This is a genomic window from Methylomonas sp. MS20 (genome assembly GCF_050275925.1).
Taxonomy (GTDB): domain Bacteria; phylum Pseudomonadota; class Gammaproteobacteria; order Methylococcales; family Methylomonadaceae; genus Methylomonas; species Methylomonas koyamae_A.
The window spans coordinates 5,135,294-5,154,451 of the sequence record NZ_CP189962.1 but is presented as its reverse complement, the minus strand read 5'-3'; the positions used below and the strand labels follow the sequence as shown (position 1 = coordinate 5,154,451).

The window sequence follows — 19,158 nt, the reverse complement described above, 5'->3', positions numbered from 1 at the left end:
CCGCCTATCCGTCCCGTCCCGCATCCAACCTCGCGAGAGCCGTCAGCGTTTCCCGCCCGGCCAGCCGATACCGCCGATAGTCGAATTCCCGCAATAGCCCACGGCTCAAGCCCTGGTCCAAGGTGACCGCCGCTTGGTAAAGTGCCGTGGCGCCTAGATTGCCGGCAGAGCCTTTCAGCGCATGCAACAAGCGATGAGCTTCAGCCAAATCACCTCGTTCCACAGTCCGCTCGATCCGCGCCATATCGGTTTCGGCGTGAGTTTTAAAGGCGCGCAGCATCTCCAACACGCTGGATTCGTCGCCGCCTAATAAGGTCAATACCGGGCCGAAATCGAAACCGGCGGCGGTCAATTCCAGCAACTCCGGCGCTTGCGGCACCGGGATCGACGCCATCCCGGTTTCCAGCGCTGGGGTGCGCCCCAACGCTTCGCAAAGCCGTTCGATCAACTCGAGCGGCTTGACCGGTTTGGCGATGAAGGCGTTCATGCCGGCGGCGGCACACCGCTCCTGTTCGACCCTAGTCACGCCGGCGGTCAGCGCAATGATCGGAACGTCTGCTTGGTTTGATTCGGCTCGAATGCGGGCCGTCGCTTCCAAGCCGCTGACCAAGGGCATGTGGATGTCCATCAAAACAGCATCGTAGCGATGTTGACGCACTAGGTCGACAGCCTGCTGGCCGTTGCCGGCCAGATCCACCGCGATCCCGGCCAGCTGCAGGAACTCGGACACCACGCGTTGATTGACCGGATTGTCTTCCGCCACCAGGATGCGCGCCCCGCGCAACGCCGCGCCGCGCGCCCGCATTTCGGCGGCCAGACCGGTTTGATGCCGAGCGCCGGCTTCCGGGACAGCTGGGGGCGGCAGGGTCTCGGCGATAGGCAGATTCAGCTCGAACCCGAACACCGTGCCGCTACCCAGCCTGCTGCGGACGTCAAAATCGCTGCCCATCAACATTAACAATTGTCGACTGATCGCCAGTCCGAGGCCGGTGCCGCCGAAATCGCGGGTGATCGAATTGTCGATTTGCGAAAACGGTGTAAACAATTTGTCCAGATCCTGCTCGGCGATGCCGATTCCGTGGTCCTCGACTTCGAAACGAATCAATTCCCCTGCGGTTCCGGCGCGGCGCAAGCGTAGCGCGATGTCGCCGTGGTAGCTGAATTTGACGGCGTTGCCGAGCAAATTGGCCAGTACTTGCTGCACGCGCAGTGCGTCGCCTATCACCATCGTCGGCAGATCGGCTTCCAAGTCCACCTGGAAACCCAATTGTTTACCGGCCGCGCTGCCGGCAAACAGCGTTCTCAAGGTTTCAACCAAGGTCGGCAGGCTGAACGGTGCCGGCTGTATCGCCAATTTGCCGGCTTCGATTTTGGAAAAATCCAAAATGTCGTTGAGTATGCCGAGCAGACTGTCGGCGGAAGCGTGGATTTTTTCCAGATAATCGCGAATCTCGTCGCTGACCGGTTTGTTCAGGGCCAGCAGCGACATTCCGAGAATGGCATTCATCGGGGTGCGGATTTCGTGCGACATATTGGCCAAAAACGCCGATTTTGACTGCGCCATTGCTTCGGCGGATTCCTTGGCGGCAATTAATGCGCGCTCCACGCGCTTTCGCTCGCTAAGGTCACGGACCACGGCCTGTAACGCGGTCTGACCGTCCAGTGAGATCGCGGACAAGGTGACTTGCGCCGGAAACGCAGTACCGTCGGCGCGTAGGTGTTCCCATTCGAATTCTTGAAAACCGTGGGTCAAGGCTTGTGCCATGATCTGGTTGGCGGCCGGGTAGGAGTGACGACCGTCCGGCTGGAATGGCGGCGAGACTTGGGCCGGATGCAGACCGCAAAAGGTCGCGGCGTTATCGTATCCAAACAGAGCCAGCGTGGCCGGATTGCAATCCACGAATCCGGCGGGCGTTACGACCATCACTGCTTCGTGCGAAACGTTGAACAACTCTCGGTACTTCAATTCGCTCTGCCTCAGGACTTCCGCGCCGGCGTGCGCCTCGGTGATGTCTTCGACGATGGTCCAGAGGGCGGGCGCATCGTCGCGGCTCGCCAGCCGCATCCCGTTCAAACGCAATAGCCGTTCGCGCCCGTCCGGCCGTAAAAACCCGATTTCGTAGGGGCTGAAGCGCTTGCTATCGGCGGGGCCTATCGTCAGGTCGGCGGGAAGCAGCATGGGTAGCGCGGTGCGGTTAAGTTCCTCGCTGGTGTATCCGGTGATATCCCGAAACGCTTCGTTGAACTCCCGCAAGTTGCCAGCGGGGTCAAGCAGCGCGATACCCAGCGGCGACAGTTCGTAAAGTCCGCGTAATTTACCTTCTTGTTCGGCCAGATCCGCGAAGGCTTTTTTCAGATTGGCGTTGGCGATGTCCAATTCGGCGGTACGGGCTTCGACCAAGGCTTCGACGAATTCGGCGCGTCCGGTCGAGGAGAGTAGATAGATGTTCAACAACCCGGCGAACAACACCCCGCCCATCAAGACGGTCCAGGGTAGCCAGGACGATTGTTCCGAAATAAAGTCGGCGTCGGCTTGTACGACGATTTCCAGACGGCGATCGCCGAGCGTCAGGCTTTGTCGAATATCGGTCAGCATGGAGATCGTGCGGTGCGCGACGCCAAACAGATCCGAGGCCCCCTCGTCGCCGTCCGGGTCATTAAGCACCACATTCAAACCGTGCGTTTGCAGGCCCCGCAACGCGGCCGCGACCAGCGCGCCGGTACGCACCACGGTGTAGGTATAGCCGGCCAGCTCGCCGTTTTCGCCGGGTTCGAACAGAGGCATCACCAATAGCATGCCGTTTTCCTGACCGCCGAATTGCGCCAGACCCACGTTGGTCGCGGCGCTCAGATCGCCGCTGGCCCGGGCTCGGGCCAAAGTTTGCCGGCGTTTCGGTTCGGAGCCGAGATCCATCCCCTTCAGGTCGGCATTTGGGGCTGCCGGCTCGACGTACAACATCGGGTAATATTCATCGCGCGTGCCGGCAGGCGTCAACGCGCCGTCGGCTTGCAAATCCTGAATGCCGGCGGCGGCCGGCGCTCGAAGCCGTAGCTTGGCTTCGAACGCCGCGCGGTTGGCCGCGCCAACTCGCGGCGCCCAAGCTAGGGCCAGAATATCCGGATTCCGCGCCAGTACGCCATCGGCGAATATCGCGAATTCGTCGGCTTCCACCGAACTCGAGGCCCGAAATAGACTGTGTAGCGACAACGAAGCCGTGACGGCCTGATTGAGGTGTTCGGCCAGCGCTTTGCCGATTGCCGCGGCGCTCGCCTCGAATTGCTGGCGCAGCCGCTGTTCCTCGACCCGCTGCACCTGAAAGAAAACCACGACCAGCCCAGCTAACAGACTCAGGGTCGGTAGTCCTATCGTTACCAAGCGGCCGCGCCAAAACGGTTGGGGCCGGGCAAACAGGCAAAACATCAGCGGCGACAAAATCACCGCGCCGAAGCAATCGCCGACAAACCAATTCCACCAACTCGCCGGCGCGGCCTGTTCGGTCAGCAGACCGAAATACCACAGACTGGTCACGCCCACGCTGGGTGCCAGCCAGCAAGACAACGGTCCGGCCAACAAGGTGTAGCGGAGAATTTGCCCGCCCCGGTTCAAGGCCGGAACACCGGGGCAGAGCCAGCGTCGCGATAACTGGGCCGCCAACAGCGTTTGCAAGGTGGTGCCGCAGGCAACCGATATCGCGGCGTAACCGACCTGCGGCGAAAAATGGCCCAGGGTCTCGCTGGCGTGACCGAGATTGATGAGCAGAGCCGCCACCCAAATCGCCGGCCAATCGCGATTTCCCCAAATCAACAGCGCCGCCAGTCCGATACCCGCCGGCGGCCAGATCGGACTGGCGTAGCCGGGCGGTACCGCCAGAACCAGACCAAGCCAACCCGAGGCCGCGATCGCGGCGGTCAATACGAAACGGCGAAACAAGGTCGCGGCTAGCGCGCGAGGCGATGTCGGCATTGGCAATTCGCGAGTGGAAACGGCATAAAAGTGGCCGGTATTTTCGGCCCGAAAAGTTCCGCGGAGCAACGATTGGCTATGGCCGTCTCCGCGCTTATTGGACGGGCAGCGTCGCCATGTCGATCACGAAGCGATATTTTACGTCGTTGTTCAGCATGCGCCGATAAGCCGCGTCGATATCAGGCATTGCGATCAATTCGATATCGGCGACGATACGGTGTTCGGCGCAAAAATCCAGCATTTCCTGGGTTTCGCGGATGCCGCCGATCAAGGAACCGACCAGCGAACGGCGTTTGAAAATCAGGTTGCCGACGTTGGGCGACGGATGCGGGCGCTCCGGCACGCCGACCAGACACAAGGTACCGTCACGCTTTAAAAGACTCAGATACGCATCCAGGTCGTGGGCGGCGGCGACGGTATCCAGAATGAAATCGAAGCTGCCGAGATGTCGGCGCATCGCTTCCGGGTCCTTGGAAACAACCACCTGATGGGCGCCTAAACGTTGCGCGTCGGCGGCCTTTTCCGGCGTGGTGGTGAATAACACGGTCTCGGCGCCGAAGGCGTGCGCGAATTTAACGCCCATATGCCCCAACCCGCCCAAACCGACGATGCCGACCTTGTGGCCGGCTCCGACCCGCCAATGCCGCAGCGGCGAATAGGTGGTGATGCCGGCGCACAGCAGTGGCGCAACGCCGGCTAGCGCCAGTGTATCCGACACCCGCAACACAAAACGCCGGTCGACCACGATCCGATTCGAGTAGCCGCCATAAGTCATCGCGCCGGTATGCGGGTCCGGACTGTTATAGGTAAACACGGTCGCGTTGCAAAACTGTTCTTGATGGTCCAGGCAATCCGGACAGGTGCCGCACGAGTCCACCATGCAGCCGACGCCTACCCGGTCGCCGGGCTTAAAATCCCCGGCCTCGGTTCCGACGTCGACGACATGGCCGACGATCTCATGGCCGGGTACGATAGGGAAGGTCGTACCTTGCCACTCGTTGCGCACTTGGTGCAAGTCGCTGTGGCAGACGCCGCAGTAGGCGATGTCGATCAACACATCGCTAGGGCCCGGTTCCCGGCGTTGAAAGGCGAACGGCCGCAACGGCGACTGGGGATCGAAGGCGGCGTAGCCGAAACTTTGCAACATAAACGACTCCTGGGCTGACGGATGCCCGCATTGCGGTATCGGCCGATCGACTGCGGCGGACGGCCGATACCGAAGCGCTTTCGGCACTAACAATATAGTCGGAATTCCTGGCGGTGGACGTAGCGTTTGCCCACATTCCTCCGGGATTGCACGGCCGGCGCCCCAGCCTAGCGGCGTAATTGGCTGTGTTTTATGCCGTAACCGAAATAAATCAAAAACCCGATCAGCAACCACACCACCAACCTGATCCAAGTGTCGACCGGCAGGCCTGCCATCAAACTCAAGCACACCAAAATACCGGCAATCGGCACGTACGGTACCGCCGGGCATTTAAAATGACGTTCCATTTCCGGATGACTGTTCCGCAAAATCCAGACTCCGCCGCACACCAGCACGAACGCGAACAGCGTGCCGATACTGACCAATTCGCCGAGTTTCTCGATCGGCATGAAGCCGGCCAGCAAGGAGACCGCGATGCCGACCAGAATCGTCGATAAATACGGGGTTTGAAATTTAGGGTGTACTTGGGCGAACAGTGGGGGTAGCAGTTGATCCTTGGCCATCGAGAAGAAAATTCGGCTTTGCCCCATCAACAACACCAGCATCACCGAAGTCAGCCCGGCGATGGCGGCGATTTTAATAATCGGCGACAACCAACTCATGCCGACATGATCTACCGCCAGTGCAATCGGCGCCGGCACGTTCAGCTCGGTGTACGGAATGATGCCGGTCAACACCCCAGCCACCAAAATATAAAGCAAGGTGCAGACCGCCAACGAGCCGATGATGCCGATCGGCACGTCGCGCTGCGGGTTGATGGCTTCCTGGGCGGCGGTGGATACCGCGTCGAAGCCGATGTAGGCGAAGAAAATCACGCCGGCGCCGGTCAGTACGCCGCCGAAACCGAACGGCGTGAAGTCGGCCCAGTTCTGAGTTTGAATATGTCCGGAACCGGCAATGATGAATACCACGATCACCGAAAGCTTAATCAACACCATCACGAAGTTGAAGATCGCCGATTGGCGGATACCGGTCACCAGCAGCCCGGTCAGTAGCAAGATCACGGAGACTGCTGGCAAGTTAATGAAACCGGCCTCGGGATTAGCCAAGTAGGCCGTGGTCAGATAAGTGGGTAGATGCAACCCCAGCGCATCCAGAAAACTGGTCAGATAACCGGCCCAGCCTATCGCCACCGTGCTGCTGGCCAACGCATATTCCAATACCAAATCCCAGCCGATGATCCAAGCCATCAATTCGCCCATCGTCGCGTAGGCGTAGCTGTAGGCGCTGCCGGACACCGGAATCATCGCCGCCAGTTCGCTGTAGCACATCGCCGCCAGCCCGCAGGCGATGCCGGCCAGGATGAACGATACCACGATGGCTGGGCCGGCGTATTTGGCGGCGGCGATGCCGGTCAACACGAAAATCCCGGCACCGATCACCGCGCCGATGCCGAGCAGCGTCAAGTCCTTTGCTGTCAGGGTCTGCTTCAGTCCATGCTCGACGCAGGTCAGGGCGTCGACGGATTTACGCCGGGTGAGTTGCGCGGGAATTGGCATATCGGAGCTCGTCGGTTATTGGAAATCGGGTTTATGTTGGGCGCCGTCGAAGCGGGCACCATCGGTGACAGCGCCGGTAAAAATGGCATCGTGCAGTTTGGTCGCCGAAAAATTGGCATCGGTCAGGTCGGCGCCGCTCAGGTCGGCGCCGTCCATGTCGGCCGAATAGAGATCGGCGCCGCGCAGATTGGCTTGCATCAGTTTGGCGTGCTTGAGCATGGCTCGGCCGAGTTTGGCCTGGCTGAGATTGGCGCCGCTTAGGTTGGCACCTTTAAGGCTGGCGCGCATCAGGCCCATGGATTGATTTTTCATGTCGGCGGCCCAATCGGCGCCGCTGATGTTGGCGCCGCTCAAGTTCGCGCCGTCCATGATCGCGACGACCCGGCTACCGCTCAGGTCGGCGCCGCGCAGATCGGCATGCATCAGGCTGACGCCGAAGATGCTGGTACGGCTCAGGTTGGCGCCGTTTAGGTTAATACCGGTCATCACGGTCAAATCCAGCGTCAAACCGGCCAGATTGCTGTGATTGAAATCGGCGCGGCGCAGATCGGCGCCCCACAGGTCGGCATGGCGAAAATCCAGATGGGACAAATCGACGTCCTTCAAATCCTTGCGGCGTAAGTCGGCGGGGTGTTGCCGGTCGGCCTTGGCCAACAGCTGTTGAACTTCGGCCCGGGTCAGGTCGGCGGCGGCGGCCGGCTGGGTCGTTGCCAGCGCCACACAGACGGCCAGCAAAAAACGGACGGCGGACTTCATGATTCGAATCTCCTGAACGTGTGGTTTCGGTTCGGCGGTCGGCCATCACCGGCGGCCAACCCTCATGCTGACAGCGTATCATAACGCCGAGCTTGGGACAGCTCGATTCTGTCCGCCGGTTTGGCGGATCGCGCCGGGCCGGTTATTATCTCCGCCAATGATTCCAAGATGTATCCGCCGGCATGAAGAAACCCGCACCCGCGTTTAAATCGATTCACGAATACGACATCGGCCCGTTGGCGATGTGCCTTGCCCGGCTCGGCGAGCAGCAGGCTTTGTTGGCTAAAGTCAGGACGGCGTTGCCGGAAGCCTTGGCGGGGCATGTCCTTCATACCGTGCTGTCCGGTAACCGCTTGTTGCTGTACGTGGATAGCGCGGCCTGGGCATCGCAAATTCGGTTTTTTCGGGACGCGATACTGGCGCTGGGTCTGCAAGCCGGTCGGCAATCGGTCAACGACGTGCAACTCAGGATACTGCAAGCCGAGGCGGTTGAGCGCGTGCGGCGAGCTAACTTGCCGACGCCGGAAACGGCGGAACGGATTGCCGCGGAAAGCGGAGCGGAAGGGGACGAGCTGGCGGCGGCGTTAAACCGCCTGGGAGCGACCTTGCGGCGGCGGTTGCGCGAGCGCTGACCGCCGCCGATTGGCGGAGATTTAGCCGGCCGCGCGGGCGGATGGCTGAGCGGAGTGCATGAACGAAATCGGCGCTTCCTCGACACTGTCGAAAGTCACCATTTCCCAAGCATCCCGGTCGTTGAGCAAGCTCAACAACAATTTATTATTTAACGCATGACCGGACTTGAAGCCTTGGTATTCGCCAATTAGGCTGTGACCGAGCAAATACAGGTCGCCGATCGCATCGAGGATTTTGTGTTTGACGAATTCGTCGGCATAGCGCAGACCGTCTTCGTTCAACACTTTATCGTCGTCGACGACGATGGCGTTATCCAGACTGCCGCCCAGCGCCAGATTGTTTTCGCGCAGAAATTCGATGTCCTTCATGAAGCCGAAGGTACGGGCGCGGCTGACTTCCTTGACGAAGGTGGTCGAAGAAAAATCCATCACCGCCGTTTTCAAGTGTTCGGAAAACGCCGGGTGCTCGAAATCGATCGTGAATGTCACCTTGAAGCCTTCGAAGGGTTCGAAGGCCGCCCATTTATCGCCTTCCTCGACCCGAATCGCCCGCTTGATGCGAATGTATTGCTTGGGCACGTCTTGTTCGACCACGCCGGCGGATTGCAATAAAAACACGAAGGGACCGGCGCTGCCGTCCATGATCGGTACTTCGGCGGCGCTGACGTCGATGATCGCGTTATCGATGCCCAGACCGGCCAGGGCGGACAGCAGGTGTTCGACCGTGGATACTTTAACGCCGTCGCGTACCAGCGTCGTCGACAATTTGGTTTCGCCGACATTCTCCGGGCGGGCGGAAATTGTCACCGGTTGGTCCAGATCGACCCGGCGGAAGCGGATGCCGGTGTCCGGATCGGAAGGGTGCAGAGTCAGATAGACCTTGTCGCCGGTATGCAAACCCACGCCGGTGGCCCGGATGGTGTTTTTTAAGGTACGCTGTTTAATCATGAAGTGCCGATAAAAAGGTAAAACAAAGCGGGGAGTCTACCACAGTTTATGCGATAGCTCTCCCCTGGCCCCGGTCCGGTCGCCTCATGGCAAAGCCGGCGTTGCTTAGTCGGCCTGGCGTCTCAAAAAGGCCGGCACGTCCAAGTAATCCAGATCGACATCGTTGCGCGGTTGAGCGCCGAATCGCGATTCGCGGGCGGATTCCTGTTTTTGTTGGCGGATCACGGTCGGTTTTTCCAATTGACCGTAATCGACTTCGCCGGCAGCCACTTTCTTGACCAGACTGATCGGCGCGGCCGCCTTGACTTTTTCGCCCATGCCGGTCGCTACCACGGTGACCTTAACTTCGGTACCCATGGCCGGATTGACCGCCATGCCGATTTTGATGTCGGCATCGTCGGACGCGAAGGCATGCATGATGCTGCCGATTTCGTCGAACTCGTTCAAGCCCAGATCGCCGTTGGACGTGACGTTCACCAGAATGCCGCGCGCGCCTTGCAGGTTGATGTCTTCCAAGAGCGGGCAGGCGATGGCTTTTTCGGCGGCCAGACGGGCACGGTTTTCGCCGCTGGCGACCCCGGTACCCATGATCGCGCTACCCATGTTGGACATTACGGTGCGGACGTCGGCGAAGTCCACGTTCATCAGACCCGGATGGGTGATCAGCTCGGTGATGCCTTGTACCGCGTCCAGCAGCACGTCGTTGGCGACCCGGAACGAATCGACCAGCGAACGGTTATTGCCCAGTGTCGGCAGCAGTTTTTGGTTAGGGATAATGATCAACGAATCGACCAGTTTTTCCAGGTCGCGCAAGCCGGACTCGGCAACCGCTTTCTTTTTGGTGCCTTCGAAGTCGAAGGGTTTGGAGACCACCGCCACGGTCAACACGCCCAGTTCCTTGGCGACTTCGGCGAAGACCGAGATCGCGCCGGTGCCGGTGCCGCCGCCCATGCCGGCGGTCAAGAACACCATGTCGGCGCCGTCCATGACTTCGCGAATACGCTCGCGGGTTTCCTCGGCGGCGGCGCGGCCGACTTCCGGCCGGGTGCCGGCGCCCAGACCCTTGGTCAGTTCCACGCCGAGTTGCACGATGGTATCCACGCTCATTTGTCTCAGGGCTTGGGCATCGGTATTCGCGCAAATGAATTGCACGCCGTCGATGCCGGTTTCCACCATGTGATTGACGGCGTTGCCGCCGCCGCCGCCGACGCCGATGACTTTGATAACCGCCGTGCCGCTACTGTCCAATAATTCATATTTCATTTTTACGCCCTCCAGACAAACAATTAAAAATTACCTTGAAACCAGCTTTTGATTTTCGAAAACAAATCCAGACCTTCTTCGTTCAACCCCAACGCCCGGCCATGATGGTCCTTGCCGTATAGCAGCAAGCCTACCGCGGTCGAATAAATCGGGTTTTCCGCCACATCGGTCAATCCCGACACGTGCAGCGGAACACCCATGCGGACCGGCATGTGGAATATCTCCTCCGCCAACTCCGTCAAACCCTTCACTTGCGAACTGCCGCCGGTGATGACCATGCCGGCGGCGATCAAATCCTCGTAACCGCTGCGGCGCAGTTCGGCCTGCACCAGCAGCATCAATTCCTCGTAGCGCGGCTCGACGATCTCGGCCAGATTTTGCGCCGAGATCTTGCGCGGCTCGCGGTCGCCGATGCTGGGCACGTCTATCGTTTGCTGCGGATCGGCCAGTTGGGTCAGCGCGCAGGCGAATTGGCGCTTGATGTCCTCGGCGTTCTTGGTCGGCGTACGTAGTGCGACCGCAATGTCGTTGGTGACCTGGTCGCCGGCGATCGGGATCACCGCGGTGTGCTTGATCGCGCCTTCCGAAAAAATCGCCAGGTCGGTGGTGCCGCCGCCGATGTCGATCAAACACACGCCCAAATCCTTTTCGTCGTCGGTCAACACCGCCGAGCACGAGGCCAGTTGTTCCAGCACGATGTCGTCGACGTCCAAACCGCATTTGCGGATGCATTTGACGATGTTTTGTTCGGCGCTGACGCTGCTGGTCACCATATGTACCTTGGCTTCCAAACGGATGCCGGACATGCCGATCGGCTCCTTGATGCCTTCCTGCTGATCGATCACGAATTCCTGCGGCAGGATGTGCAGGATTTTCTGATCGGCCGGAATCGCCACCGCCCGCGCCGAATCGATCACCCGGTCGATGTCGTGCTGGGTGACTTCCTTTTCCTTGATCGCGACGATGCCGTGCGAATTCAGGCTTTTGATATGGCTGCCAGCAATCCCGGCGAACACCGATTTGATTTGGCAGCCGGCCATCAGCTCGGCTTCCTCGACCGCGCGCTGGATCGAGTGCACGGTCGATTCCAGATTGACGACGATGCCTTTTTTAAGGCCCTTGGACGGTGCCGTGCCGATGCCGATGATTTCGATTTCATCGCCGCCCCGGTACTCGCCGACGATGGCCGCGACCTTGGACGTGCCGATGTCCAGCCCCACTAAAATATTTCGATCTGTCTTTTTGGCCATTTTCGTTTGCTCTGTAAGCGTTTAAATCAAGTTCTTATTCTTTTCCACAATGGCTTTCCAATCGATGGCAGCCACTTCCGGTTTCCAGGTCACCGCGTATCCGTTCGGATAGCGGGTATCGACGCTGGCCATCATGGCCACTTGCTCGGCGCCCAACAAATCCATCGTTTTTAAAAAGCGTTGCATGTTTTCCAGCGGCGCCTTGCGGCCCAACTGCATTTCCAAGCCGCTGGCCAACTTGAGCCGCCAGGCGCGCCGCTCGTTGACGTGAAACTCCGCCAGCTGCAACGATTTATCCTTCAAGACGATATAAACGCCCTTCATGATTTCCAGCAGTTTCTTCTCTTGACCGGACGGACCGGTAATCAAAGGCAGATGCCGAAACGGTTCGATATTGTCCGGGGTCAGCACATCGCCCTGCTTGTTCAGCAAAGCATTGCTTCCCCAGCGAACCACCGGCTTGTGCTCGACGATTTTGATATGCACCGCGTCCGGCCAGACCCGCTTGACGTCCACCTTGTCCACCAGCGGCAAATCCTTAATGGCCTGATGAACCGCCTGCATATCGGCATGGTAATAACCCAGCTTCATTTGCGGCGCCAACACCTGTTTCAGGCGCTCCTTATCGGTATATTGAAAGGCGCCCTCGATCTTCACGTAGCGGATCGGCTGGTTGCGCAGCATGCCGGTACTGACTTTTTGCCAGCCCCACCAACCGCCGCCGCACAGCAAGGCCGCGAGCAATAAAGTCCTAAGCCTGATCACCGCTCGCCACCATACTGGTTTCCAAAATTCGCCAGACCAGTTCTTGGAAATCGATGCCCACCGCCTTGGCCGCCATCGGTACCAAGCTGTGGTCGGTCATGCCCGGCACGGTATTGACTTCGATCAATTGCAGCCGGCCGCTGTCGTCGATGAAGGCATCGACCCGGCCCCAGCCGCTGACGCCGACGGTCTGACAGGCTTTCAATGCCAGGGCTTGCAGTTCTTTTTCCCGTTCATTGTCCAAGCCGCAAGGGCAGTGATATTGAGTGGTGTTAGCACGGTATTTGGCGTCGAAATCGTAAAAAGTGTGCGGCGTTTCCAGCCGGATCGCCGGCAGCGCCTCGCCGTTGAGCATGCCTATCGTGTATTCCTGGCCTTGTATCCATTGTTCGGCGTACACATCGCAACGGTATTGGCTGGCCAGTTTCAGCGCGGCAGCCAGTTCTTCACGATTGTGGGCCTTGCTCATGCCGATGCTGGAGCCTTCTTGGGCCGGCTTGACGATGACAGGAAAACCCAGCGCATTGATGCAGGTGTCGAGGTCCTGGTCGCCGGTCAGCAAAAACCAGCGCGGCGTGGGTAGACCGGCGCCTTGCCAGCACAATTTGGTGCGCAGTTTGTCCATCGCCAACGCCGAGGCCAGCACGCCGGAACCGGTATACGGCAATCCCAATGCTTCCAGCAACGCTTGCAACACGCCGTCCTCGCCGCCGCGGCCGTGGATCACGTTAAAAACTCGGTCGAAGCGCTGACCCGCCAACGCGTCGATCGGGCTGGCGGTGACATCGATCGCCACGGCGTCGACGCCGCCGGCTTTCAACGCCTGGTAAACCGCATTACCGCTGTTCAGCGACACTTCCCGCTCGGCGGCGGTGCCGCCCAGCAGCACCGCGACCTTGCCGAATTCGCTCGGGTTTTTGATTTGCAAGGGTTTCATTGTTTCTCACCTATCCGGCAAACTTCGGTTTCCAGCGCAACGCCGAATTGCGCCTGTACCCGGTTTTGGATCAGTTCGATCAGCGTTTCGATGTCCGCCGAACTGGCCTTGCCGCTGTTTTCGATAAAATTGGCGTGCTTCTCCGAGACCACCGCGCCGCCGACCGCGTAGCCTTTCAGGCCGCAGGCTTCGATCAGCCGCGCCGCGTAATCGCCGGGCGGGTTTTTGAACACCGAGCCGCAGGTGGGCTTGTTGGTCGGCTGGCTGGCGTTGCGTTTTTCCAGCAAACTCTTGATGTGTTGCTGACTGGCTTCGCTATCGCCCTTACGCAACAGCAATTGGGCCGATAAAAACCATTCGTCTCTCAGGCCTTGCACCGAGCGGTAGGCCACTTCGAATTCGCCGTGATTGCGCAACGCGACGGCGCCGGCGCGGTTGATCGTTTCCACTTTATCGACGATACGCCAGGTTTCGCCGCCGAAGGCACCGGCGTTCATCCGCAACGCACCGCCCATCGTGCCGGGAATCCCGGCCAAAAACTCGGCGCCGACCAGCCCCAGATCGCTGCAAAACCGGGCGACATGGGCACAGGGCACGCCGGCTTCGACGTAGACGCGTTCGGAATCGAGCAAATACAGGTCTTTCAATCGATTCCGGGTGTGGATAACCGTGCCTTTGACACCGCCGTCGCGCACCAAAAGATTGCTGCCCAGCCCCAACCAATACAAGGGTTCTTCGACCGGCAACTCGGCGATGAACGCGATCAGGTCGGCTTTGTTTTCTGGTACATACAGGCGTTCGGCAGGGCCGCCGACCCGCCAACTGGTGTACTTGGCCAGCGGCTCGTCGGTCAGCAAAGTGCCTTTCCAGGTCGCGGTAGCCATCATGTCGCCAGCCTCTGGGAGGCCAGCGCCTCGGCCAGTTTTTGCGGCAGATCGGCGGCGATCTGGCCGACGTTGCCGGCGCCCATCGTCAAAATCACATCATCCTTGGCAACGATACCGGCCAATATCGTCGGCAAGTCCTCGCGGTTTTGCACGAACACCGGATCGACCTGACCGCGGGTTCGGATCGAACGGCTCAGAGCCTTGCCGTCGGCGCCCGTGATCGGCGCTTCCCCGGCGGAATAGACATCCAGCAAGATCAGCACGTCGACGCCGGACAAGACTTCGACAAAATCCTCGAACAGATCGCGGGTGCGGGTATAGCGGTGCGGTTGAAATACCACCACTTTGCGGCGTGTCGGCCAGGCTTGGCGCAGGGCTTCCAAGGTCGCGGCCAATTCGCGCGGGTGATGACCGTAGTCGTCGACCAGCGTCAGCTTGCCGCCGGCAAATTCGATGTCGCCGTTGATTTGAAACCGCCGACCTACGCCCTTGAATTCGGCCAGACTTTTGACGATGGCCTCGTCGGCCACGCCCAGCGCGGTGGCGATCGTGGTCGCCGCCAGCGCGTTCAGCATGTTGTGCCAGCCGGGCAAATTCAGCGTGACTTTTAGCGGAGGCAAATTGCCCCAGCGCAGTACCGTGAAGTGGGTGCGCAGACCGTCCTGTTGGATGTCAACCGCGCGTACGTCGGCGTAGCTGCTGACGCCGTAAGTTTTCACCGGTTTGGACACGTTAGGCAGCACGTCGCAAACGCCGGGGTCGTCGATGCACATCACGGCCAACCCGTAGAACGGCAGTTGGTGCAAGAACTTCAGGAAGGTTTCCTTCAGTTTGCCGTAGCTGCCGCCGTAGGTTTCCATGTGGTCCTGGTCGATGTTGGTGACGATCGCCATCATCGGTTGCAGGAACAAAAACGAGGCGTCGCTTTCGTCGGCTTCGGCGACCAGATATTTTCCCAAACCGAGCTTGGCGTTGGCGCCGGCGCTGTTCAAGCGCCCGCCGATCACGAAAGTTGGATCCAGGCCGCCCTCGGCCAGCATCATCGTCGTCAAACTGGTGGTCGTGGTCTTGCCGTGGGTGCCGGCGACGGCGATGCCGAAGCGGAAGCGCATCAGTTCGGCCAGCATTTCCGCGCGGGGAATCACCGGAACCCGATTTTCGTAAGCGGTGACGATTTCCGGGTTTTTACGGTCGACGGCGGTCGACGTGACCACGACATCGACATCGGCGACGTTTTCGGCCCGATGGCCGAAATAGACTTTGACGCCCAGGCTTGCCAGGCGATCGGTCACCGGCGACGCCTTGATGTCGGAGCCGGACACGCTGTAGCCCAGGTTGCTCAACACTTCGGCGATACCGCTCATGCCGGTGCCGCCGATGCCGACGAAATGGATTTTGTCGATATCGCCGAGCGCCTGATTGGCGGCGGGAATGCTGGGGCGGTTCATGACGCGGCCTCTAGGCTAAGCAACTCGGCGCACAAGTCGGCGACGGTTCGGGTGGCGTCGGGGCGGGCGAGGGCCTTGGCGGCGCGGCTCATTTCAGGTAATGCGGTCATCGCTTGTTGGATAGCCTTGCGCAGATTTTGCGCGTTCAATTCGGATTGCGGCAGCAGCAGCGCGGCGCCGGTCTCGGTTAAATAGCGGGCGTTGGCGTTCTGATGGTCGTCGATCGCGTGCGGCAACGGCACGAAAATCGCCGGCAGCCCGCATGCGGCTACTTCGCTGACCGTCATCGCGCCGGCCCGGCAAACGATCAGATCCGCCCATTGGTAGGCGCCGGCCATGTCGTCGATAAAGGTTAGCGCTTCGGCGTTCATTGCCAACTCGCGGTAACGCGCCGCAACCTCGGCTTGCATGGCGCCGCCGGTTTGGTGTTTGACGTCCAGTTTGTCCAGGCCGGCCAGAGCGTCCGGCAGCGTCTCGTTCAAGACCTTCGCGCCCTGACTGCCGCCCAACACCAGAATCCGGACATTTCTGCCGGCGCTCGGTGTCCATTCGGATTTATCGGCGATTTCGGCGAAAGCCTGTCTGAGCGGATTGCCGGTACAGATGGCGCCGACGTCACTTTCGAAGCTATTCGGAAATGCTTCCAATACCGCGCGGGCCGCCAAACGGGCTAGCCAGCGGTTGGTCGTGCCGGGCACCCGATTTTGTTCGTGGATTATCAGCGGGATGCCCAACCATTTCGCCATCAAACCGCCCGGACCGGCGACGAACCCGCCCATACCTAAAACCAGGTCGGGATGGCGTTGCCGCAAGATGGTTCGCGCTTGCCCGCAAGCTTTTAGTAAACGCAAGGCGCCGGCCAGCTTAGCGAGCAAGCCCTTGCCGCGTAGGCCGGCCACGGCCAGCCAATCGATTTCGAAACCGTGAGTAGGCACCACCTTGGCTTCCAGGCCTTTTTCGGTGCCCAGCCAACTGACCCGCCAGCCGCGTTCGCGCAACTCTTGGGCGACGGCCAGTGCCGGGAAGACGTGGCCGCCGGTGCCGCCGGCCATGATTAAAATGCGCCCGCTCATGCCGGCCGCCCTTTCACGTTGTTCTTGTTGTGTTCGGTCACCTCGTAATGAATCCGAAACAACACCGCCACCGCTCCGCACATGACGATCATGCTACCGCCGCCGTAACTCATCAGCGGTAAGGTCAAGCCCTTGGTCGGCAGGATGCCCATGTTGACGCCCATGTTGACGAAGGCTTGAAAGCCGAACCAAATGCCCAGACCGTAAGCCACCAGGCCGGAGAACTGCAGGCCGGCGAGTTGGGCTTGCTCGCCGATCGCGAAGGCACGGATCAACAACGCCGTGAACAGGCCAACCACCAGAATGACGCCCAACAAGCCGAGTTCCTCGCCCAATACCGAAAACAAGAAGTCGGTGTGGGCTTCGGGCAGATAAAACAGTTTTTGCAGACCGTTCCCGAGGCCAACCCCGGCAAACTCGCCGCGGCCGAACGAAATCAGCGCCTGGGTCAGCTGATAGCCACTGTCCCTGGCGTGTTCCCACGGGTCCAGAAAGCTGATCACCCGCTTCCAGCGATACGGCGAGGTGTAGGCCAGCATCGCGGCGGCCATCGAAACCGAAGCCACCAGTACGACGAAAGGCGACAAACGCGCGCCGCCCAGAAACATCATGCCCATGGCGATGATCAAAATGACCACGGCCGAACCGAAATCCGGTTCCAGCAGCAGCAACATGCAGGCTACCGAGAACAGCATCAACGGTCGAAGCAGGCCGAAAATCGAGCGTCGGACATGATCGCCGTGCCGAGTGATATAGCCGGCCATGTAAATGACCGAAATGAATTTGACCACTTCGGAAACCTGAATCCGCAGGCCGAGTATCGATAGCCAGCGAATACTACCGTTGACGCGGACGCCGACGCCCGGCACCAGTACCACCAGCAGTAGCACCAGCCCGGCGATGAACAGCGGCTGGCCCATTTTTTCCCAACTTTTCATCGGCACATTCAATACAGCGGCGGCAAAACCCAGGCCCAGCGCGATGTGCACCAATTGCTTAAACGGAAAATGCGAGATGTCTTCCGCCATCTTGACGCCCAAATGTAGCGAGGCGGACACGACCATGATGAAGCCCACGCCGAGCAGGCTGAAGCAAGCCAGCATTAACACCGGATCGACGTGGAGCCGATTTTGCGCGCGGGGTTTCGGGGTCGGTTTCAGCATGACGGCAGTTCCATCACCGCTTCGGCGAATTTGTTGCCGCGATCCACGTAGCTGCGGTATTGATCCAGACTGGCGCAAGCCGGCGACAGCAAGACCGTGTCGCCTTCGCCGGCCAGACCGGCGGCGATTCGGACCGCCTCCTTCATATTGCCGGCGAAATGAACCGGCACGCGCTCTTGCAACGCGGCGGCGATCAGATCGGCATCCTTGCCCATCGCGACGACCGCCTTGGCTTTTTCGGCAACGGCCGGTGCCAGTTCGCTCATGTCGGCGCCCTTGGCGTCGCCGCCGGCAATTAGAATCACTTTGCGTTCGTAGCCTTGCAACGCGGCGATACAGGCGCCGACGTTGGTGGCCTTGGAATCGTTGACCCAGTGCGCGCCGGCTTTTTCGGCGATTTTCTGCATTCGGTGCGGCAGTCCCTTGAACTTGCGTAATGCGTCGCACATCGCGGTCATGCTCAAACCGACCGCTTGGCCCAGCGCCAGCGCCGCCAACGCGTTGGCGAGGTTGTGGCTGCCCTCCAGGCGCAAGCGATTGGCGGCCATCAGGGCTTGCTCGCCCTGCATCAAATAATCGGTTTCGCCGCGACGCAGATAGAAGTCGGCGGTGTCGCGGATCGAGAAGGTCAGGCAGGGGCGGTCGGCTTCGCGCATCGCCATCACCAGCGGATCGTCGAGATTCAACACCATCGCGCCGTCGCCCCTGAATACCCGTTGTTTTTCGGCGGCGTAGTCGGCCATGCCGGCGTGGCGATCCAGATGATCCGGCGTCACGTTCAACACCGTCGCGGCCGTGGCGTTCAGCGCGGTGGTTCGCTCCAACTGAAAGCTGGACAGTTCCAGTACGTACAAATCGGCGTCTTGCTGCAATAAATCCAGCGCCGGCGTGCCCAGATTGCCGCCAATCGCGGTTTTAATCTCGGCCGCGTTGCCCATGTCGCCCAGCATCGTGGTGACGGTGCTTTTACCGTTCGAGCCGGTAATCGCGACGACCGGCTTGTCGGTCGCGCAAGCAAACAAGTCGATGTCGCTGATGACGTTGACTCCGGCCTGCATGGCTTGGCGAATCGCTGTTTCGGCCAGCGATACGCCGGGACTGATGATCAAATGCGTGGCGACGGCCAGGGCCGATTGATCGAAACCGCCGGTGAACACCGGCACGTCAGGCATTTGTTCGCGCAAGACGTCGATCAGCGGCGGATTTTTCCGGCTGTCGACGACCGCGAATTTCAACGGGGTTTTTTGCAGGAATTGGGCAACCGACAGGCCCGTCGCGCCCAGTCCGACGATCAACAGCTTGCTGTTCGCCGCGGTCAGCGCGAAGTGGTGTTCAAGTTTGGCCAGTAACGCGTCGATGTCCATGC

At 60.1% G+C, this 19,158-nt stretch carries 15 protein-coding genes; 1 reads left to right on the top strand and 14 read right to left on the bottom strand.

All coding sequences use genetic code 11. The features are described from left to right. Nucleotides 1-4: 4 nt before the first annotated feature. The 4 genes from ACQE3D_RS22960 to ACQE3D_RS22945 all read right to left on the bottom strand — a co-directional run bounded on the left by ACQE3D_RS22960 (nucleotide 5) and on the right by ACQE3D_RS22945 (nucleotide 7,426). The gene (locus tag ACQE3D_RS22960) at nucleotides 5-3,964 is read right to left on the bottom strand and encodes a CHASE domain-containing protein (protein ID WP_313730326.1); all 3,960 of its coding nucleotides are present in this window, start codon (nucleotides 3,962-3,964) and stop codon (nucleotides 5-7) included. A gap of 94 nt (nucleotides 3,965-4,058) precedes the next feature. Further along, entirely contained in the window at nucleotides 4,059-5,111 is a 1,053-nt protein-coding gene (locus ACQE3D_RS22955; protein ID WP_313730327.1) for an NAD(P)-dependent alcohol dehydrogenase, read from the bottom strand. A gap of 167 nt (nucleotides 5,112-5,278) precedes the next feature. Continuing rightward, a complete protein-coding gene (locus ACQE3D_RS22950; protein ID WP_071159073.1) occupies nucleotides 5,279-6,670 on the bottom strand; it encodes an amino acid permease in 1,392 nt (463 codons plus the stop codon). Between the two features lie 15 nt (nucleotides 6,671-6,685). Beyond that, nucleotides 6,686-7,426: a pentapeptide repeat-containing protein gene (locus ACQE3D_RS22945; RefSeq protein ID WP_313730328.1), complete on the bottom strand. Its 741-nt coding sequence runs from the start codon at nucleotides 7,424-7,426 to the stop codon at nucleotides 6,686-6,688. A gap of 182 nt (nucleotides 7,427-7,608) precedes the next feature. Between ACQE3D_RS22945 and ACQE3D_RS22940 the strand changes: the two genes are divergently transcribed. Further along, the gene (locus ACQE3D_RS22940) at nucleotides 7,609-8,058 is read left to right on the top strand and encodes a DciA family protein (protein ID WP_313730329.1); all 450 of its coding nucleotides are present in this window, start codon (nucleotides 7,609-7,611) and stop codon (nucleotides 8,056-8,058) included. A 21-nt stretch (nucleotides 8,059-8,079) separates the two neighbouring features. On the opposite strand, the gene lpxC is transcribed toward ACQE3D_RS22940, so the two are convergent. The 10 genes from lpxC to murD all read right to left on the bottom strand — a co-directional run bounded on the left by lpxC (nucleotide 8,080) and on the right by murD (nucleotide 19,156). After that, nucleotides 8,080-9,006 (bottom strand): UDP-3-O-acyl-N-acetylglucosamine deacetylase, encoded by a 927-nt coding sequence (gene lpxC, locus ACQE3D_RS22935; protein ID WP_064028470.1) that lies wholly within the window; start codon nucleotides 9,004-9,006, stop codon nucleotides 8,080-8,082. Between the two features lie 105 nt (nucleotides 9,007-9,111). Continuing rightward, nucleotides 9,112-10,269, bottom strand: a complete 1,158-nt coding sequence (gene ftsZ, locus ACQE3D_RS22930) for a cell division protein FtsZ (RefSeq protein WP_064028472.1) — start codon at nucleotides 10,267-10,269, stop codon at nucleotides 9,112-9,114. Between the two features lie 23 nt (nucleotides 10,270-10,292). Beyond that, entirely contained in the window at nucleotides 10,293-11,519 is a 1,227-nt protein-coding gene (gene ftsA / locus ACQE3D_RS22925; protein ID WP_064028474.1) for a cell division protein FtsA, read from the bottom strand. Between the two features lie 21 nt (nucleotides 11,520-11,540). Then, entirely contained in the window at nucleotides 11,541-12,284 is a 744-nt protein-coding gene (locus ACQE3D_RS22920) for a cell division protein FtsQ/DivIB (RefSeq protein ID WP_064028476.1), read from the bottom strand. After that, entirely contained in the window at nucleotides 12,271-13,221 is a 951-nt protein-coding gene (locus tag ACQE3D_RS22915; protein WP_313730330.1) for a D-alanine--D-alanine ligase, read from the bottom strand. Before ACQE3D_RS22915 ends, ACQE3D_RS22920 begins: the two co-directional genes overlap by 14 nt. Next, nucleotides 13,218-14,108, bottom strand: coding sequence for a UDP-N-acetylmuramate dehydrogenase (gene murB, locus ACQE3D_RS22910; RefSeq protein ID WP_313730331.1), 891 nt, complete (start codon nucleotides 14,106-14,108; stop codon nucleotides 13,218-13,220). Before murB ends, ACQE3D_RS22915 begins: the two co-directional genes overlap by 4 nt. Then, on the bottom strand, nucleotides 14,105-15,556 hold the full coding sequence (gene murC, locus ACQE3D_RS22905) for a UDP-N-acetylmuramate--L-alanine ligase (RefSeq protein WP_313730332.1): 1,452 nt from the start codon (nucleotides 15,554-15,556) through the stop codon (nucleotides 14,105-14,107). Before murC ends, murB begins: the two co-directional genes overlap by 4 nt. Next, complete coding sequence (murG, locus tag ACQE3D_RS22900) at nucleotides 15,553-16,629, bottom strand: undecaprenyldiphospho-muramoylpentapeptide beta-N-acetylglucosaminyltransferase (RefSeq protein WP_313730333.1); 1,077 nt, start codon at nucleotides 16,627-16,629, stop codon at nucleotides 15,553-15,555. The genes murC and murG overlap by 4 nt, the downstream gene beginning before the upstream one ends. Beyond that, entirely contained in the window at nucleotides 16,626-17,792 is a 1,167-nt protein-coding gene (gene ftsW, locus ACQE3D_RS22895; protein WP_064028486.1) for a putative lipid II flippase FtsW, read from the bottom strand. Before ftsW ends, murG begins: the two co-directional genes overlap by 4 nt. After that, nucleotides 17,786-19,156, bottom strand: a complete 1,371-nt coding sequence (gene murD / locus ACQE3D_RS22890) for a UDP-N-acetylmuramoyl-L-alanine--D-glutamate ligase (RefSeq protein ID WP_313730334.1) — start codon at nucleotides 19,154-19,156, stop codon at nucleotides 17,786-17,788. Before murD ends, ftsW begins: the two co-directional genes overlap by 7 nt. Nucleotides 19,157-19,158 lie beyond the last annotated feature (2 nt).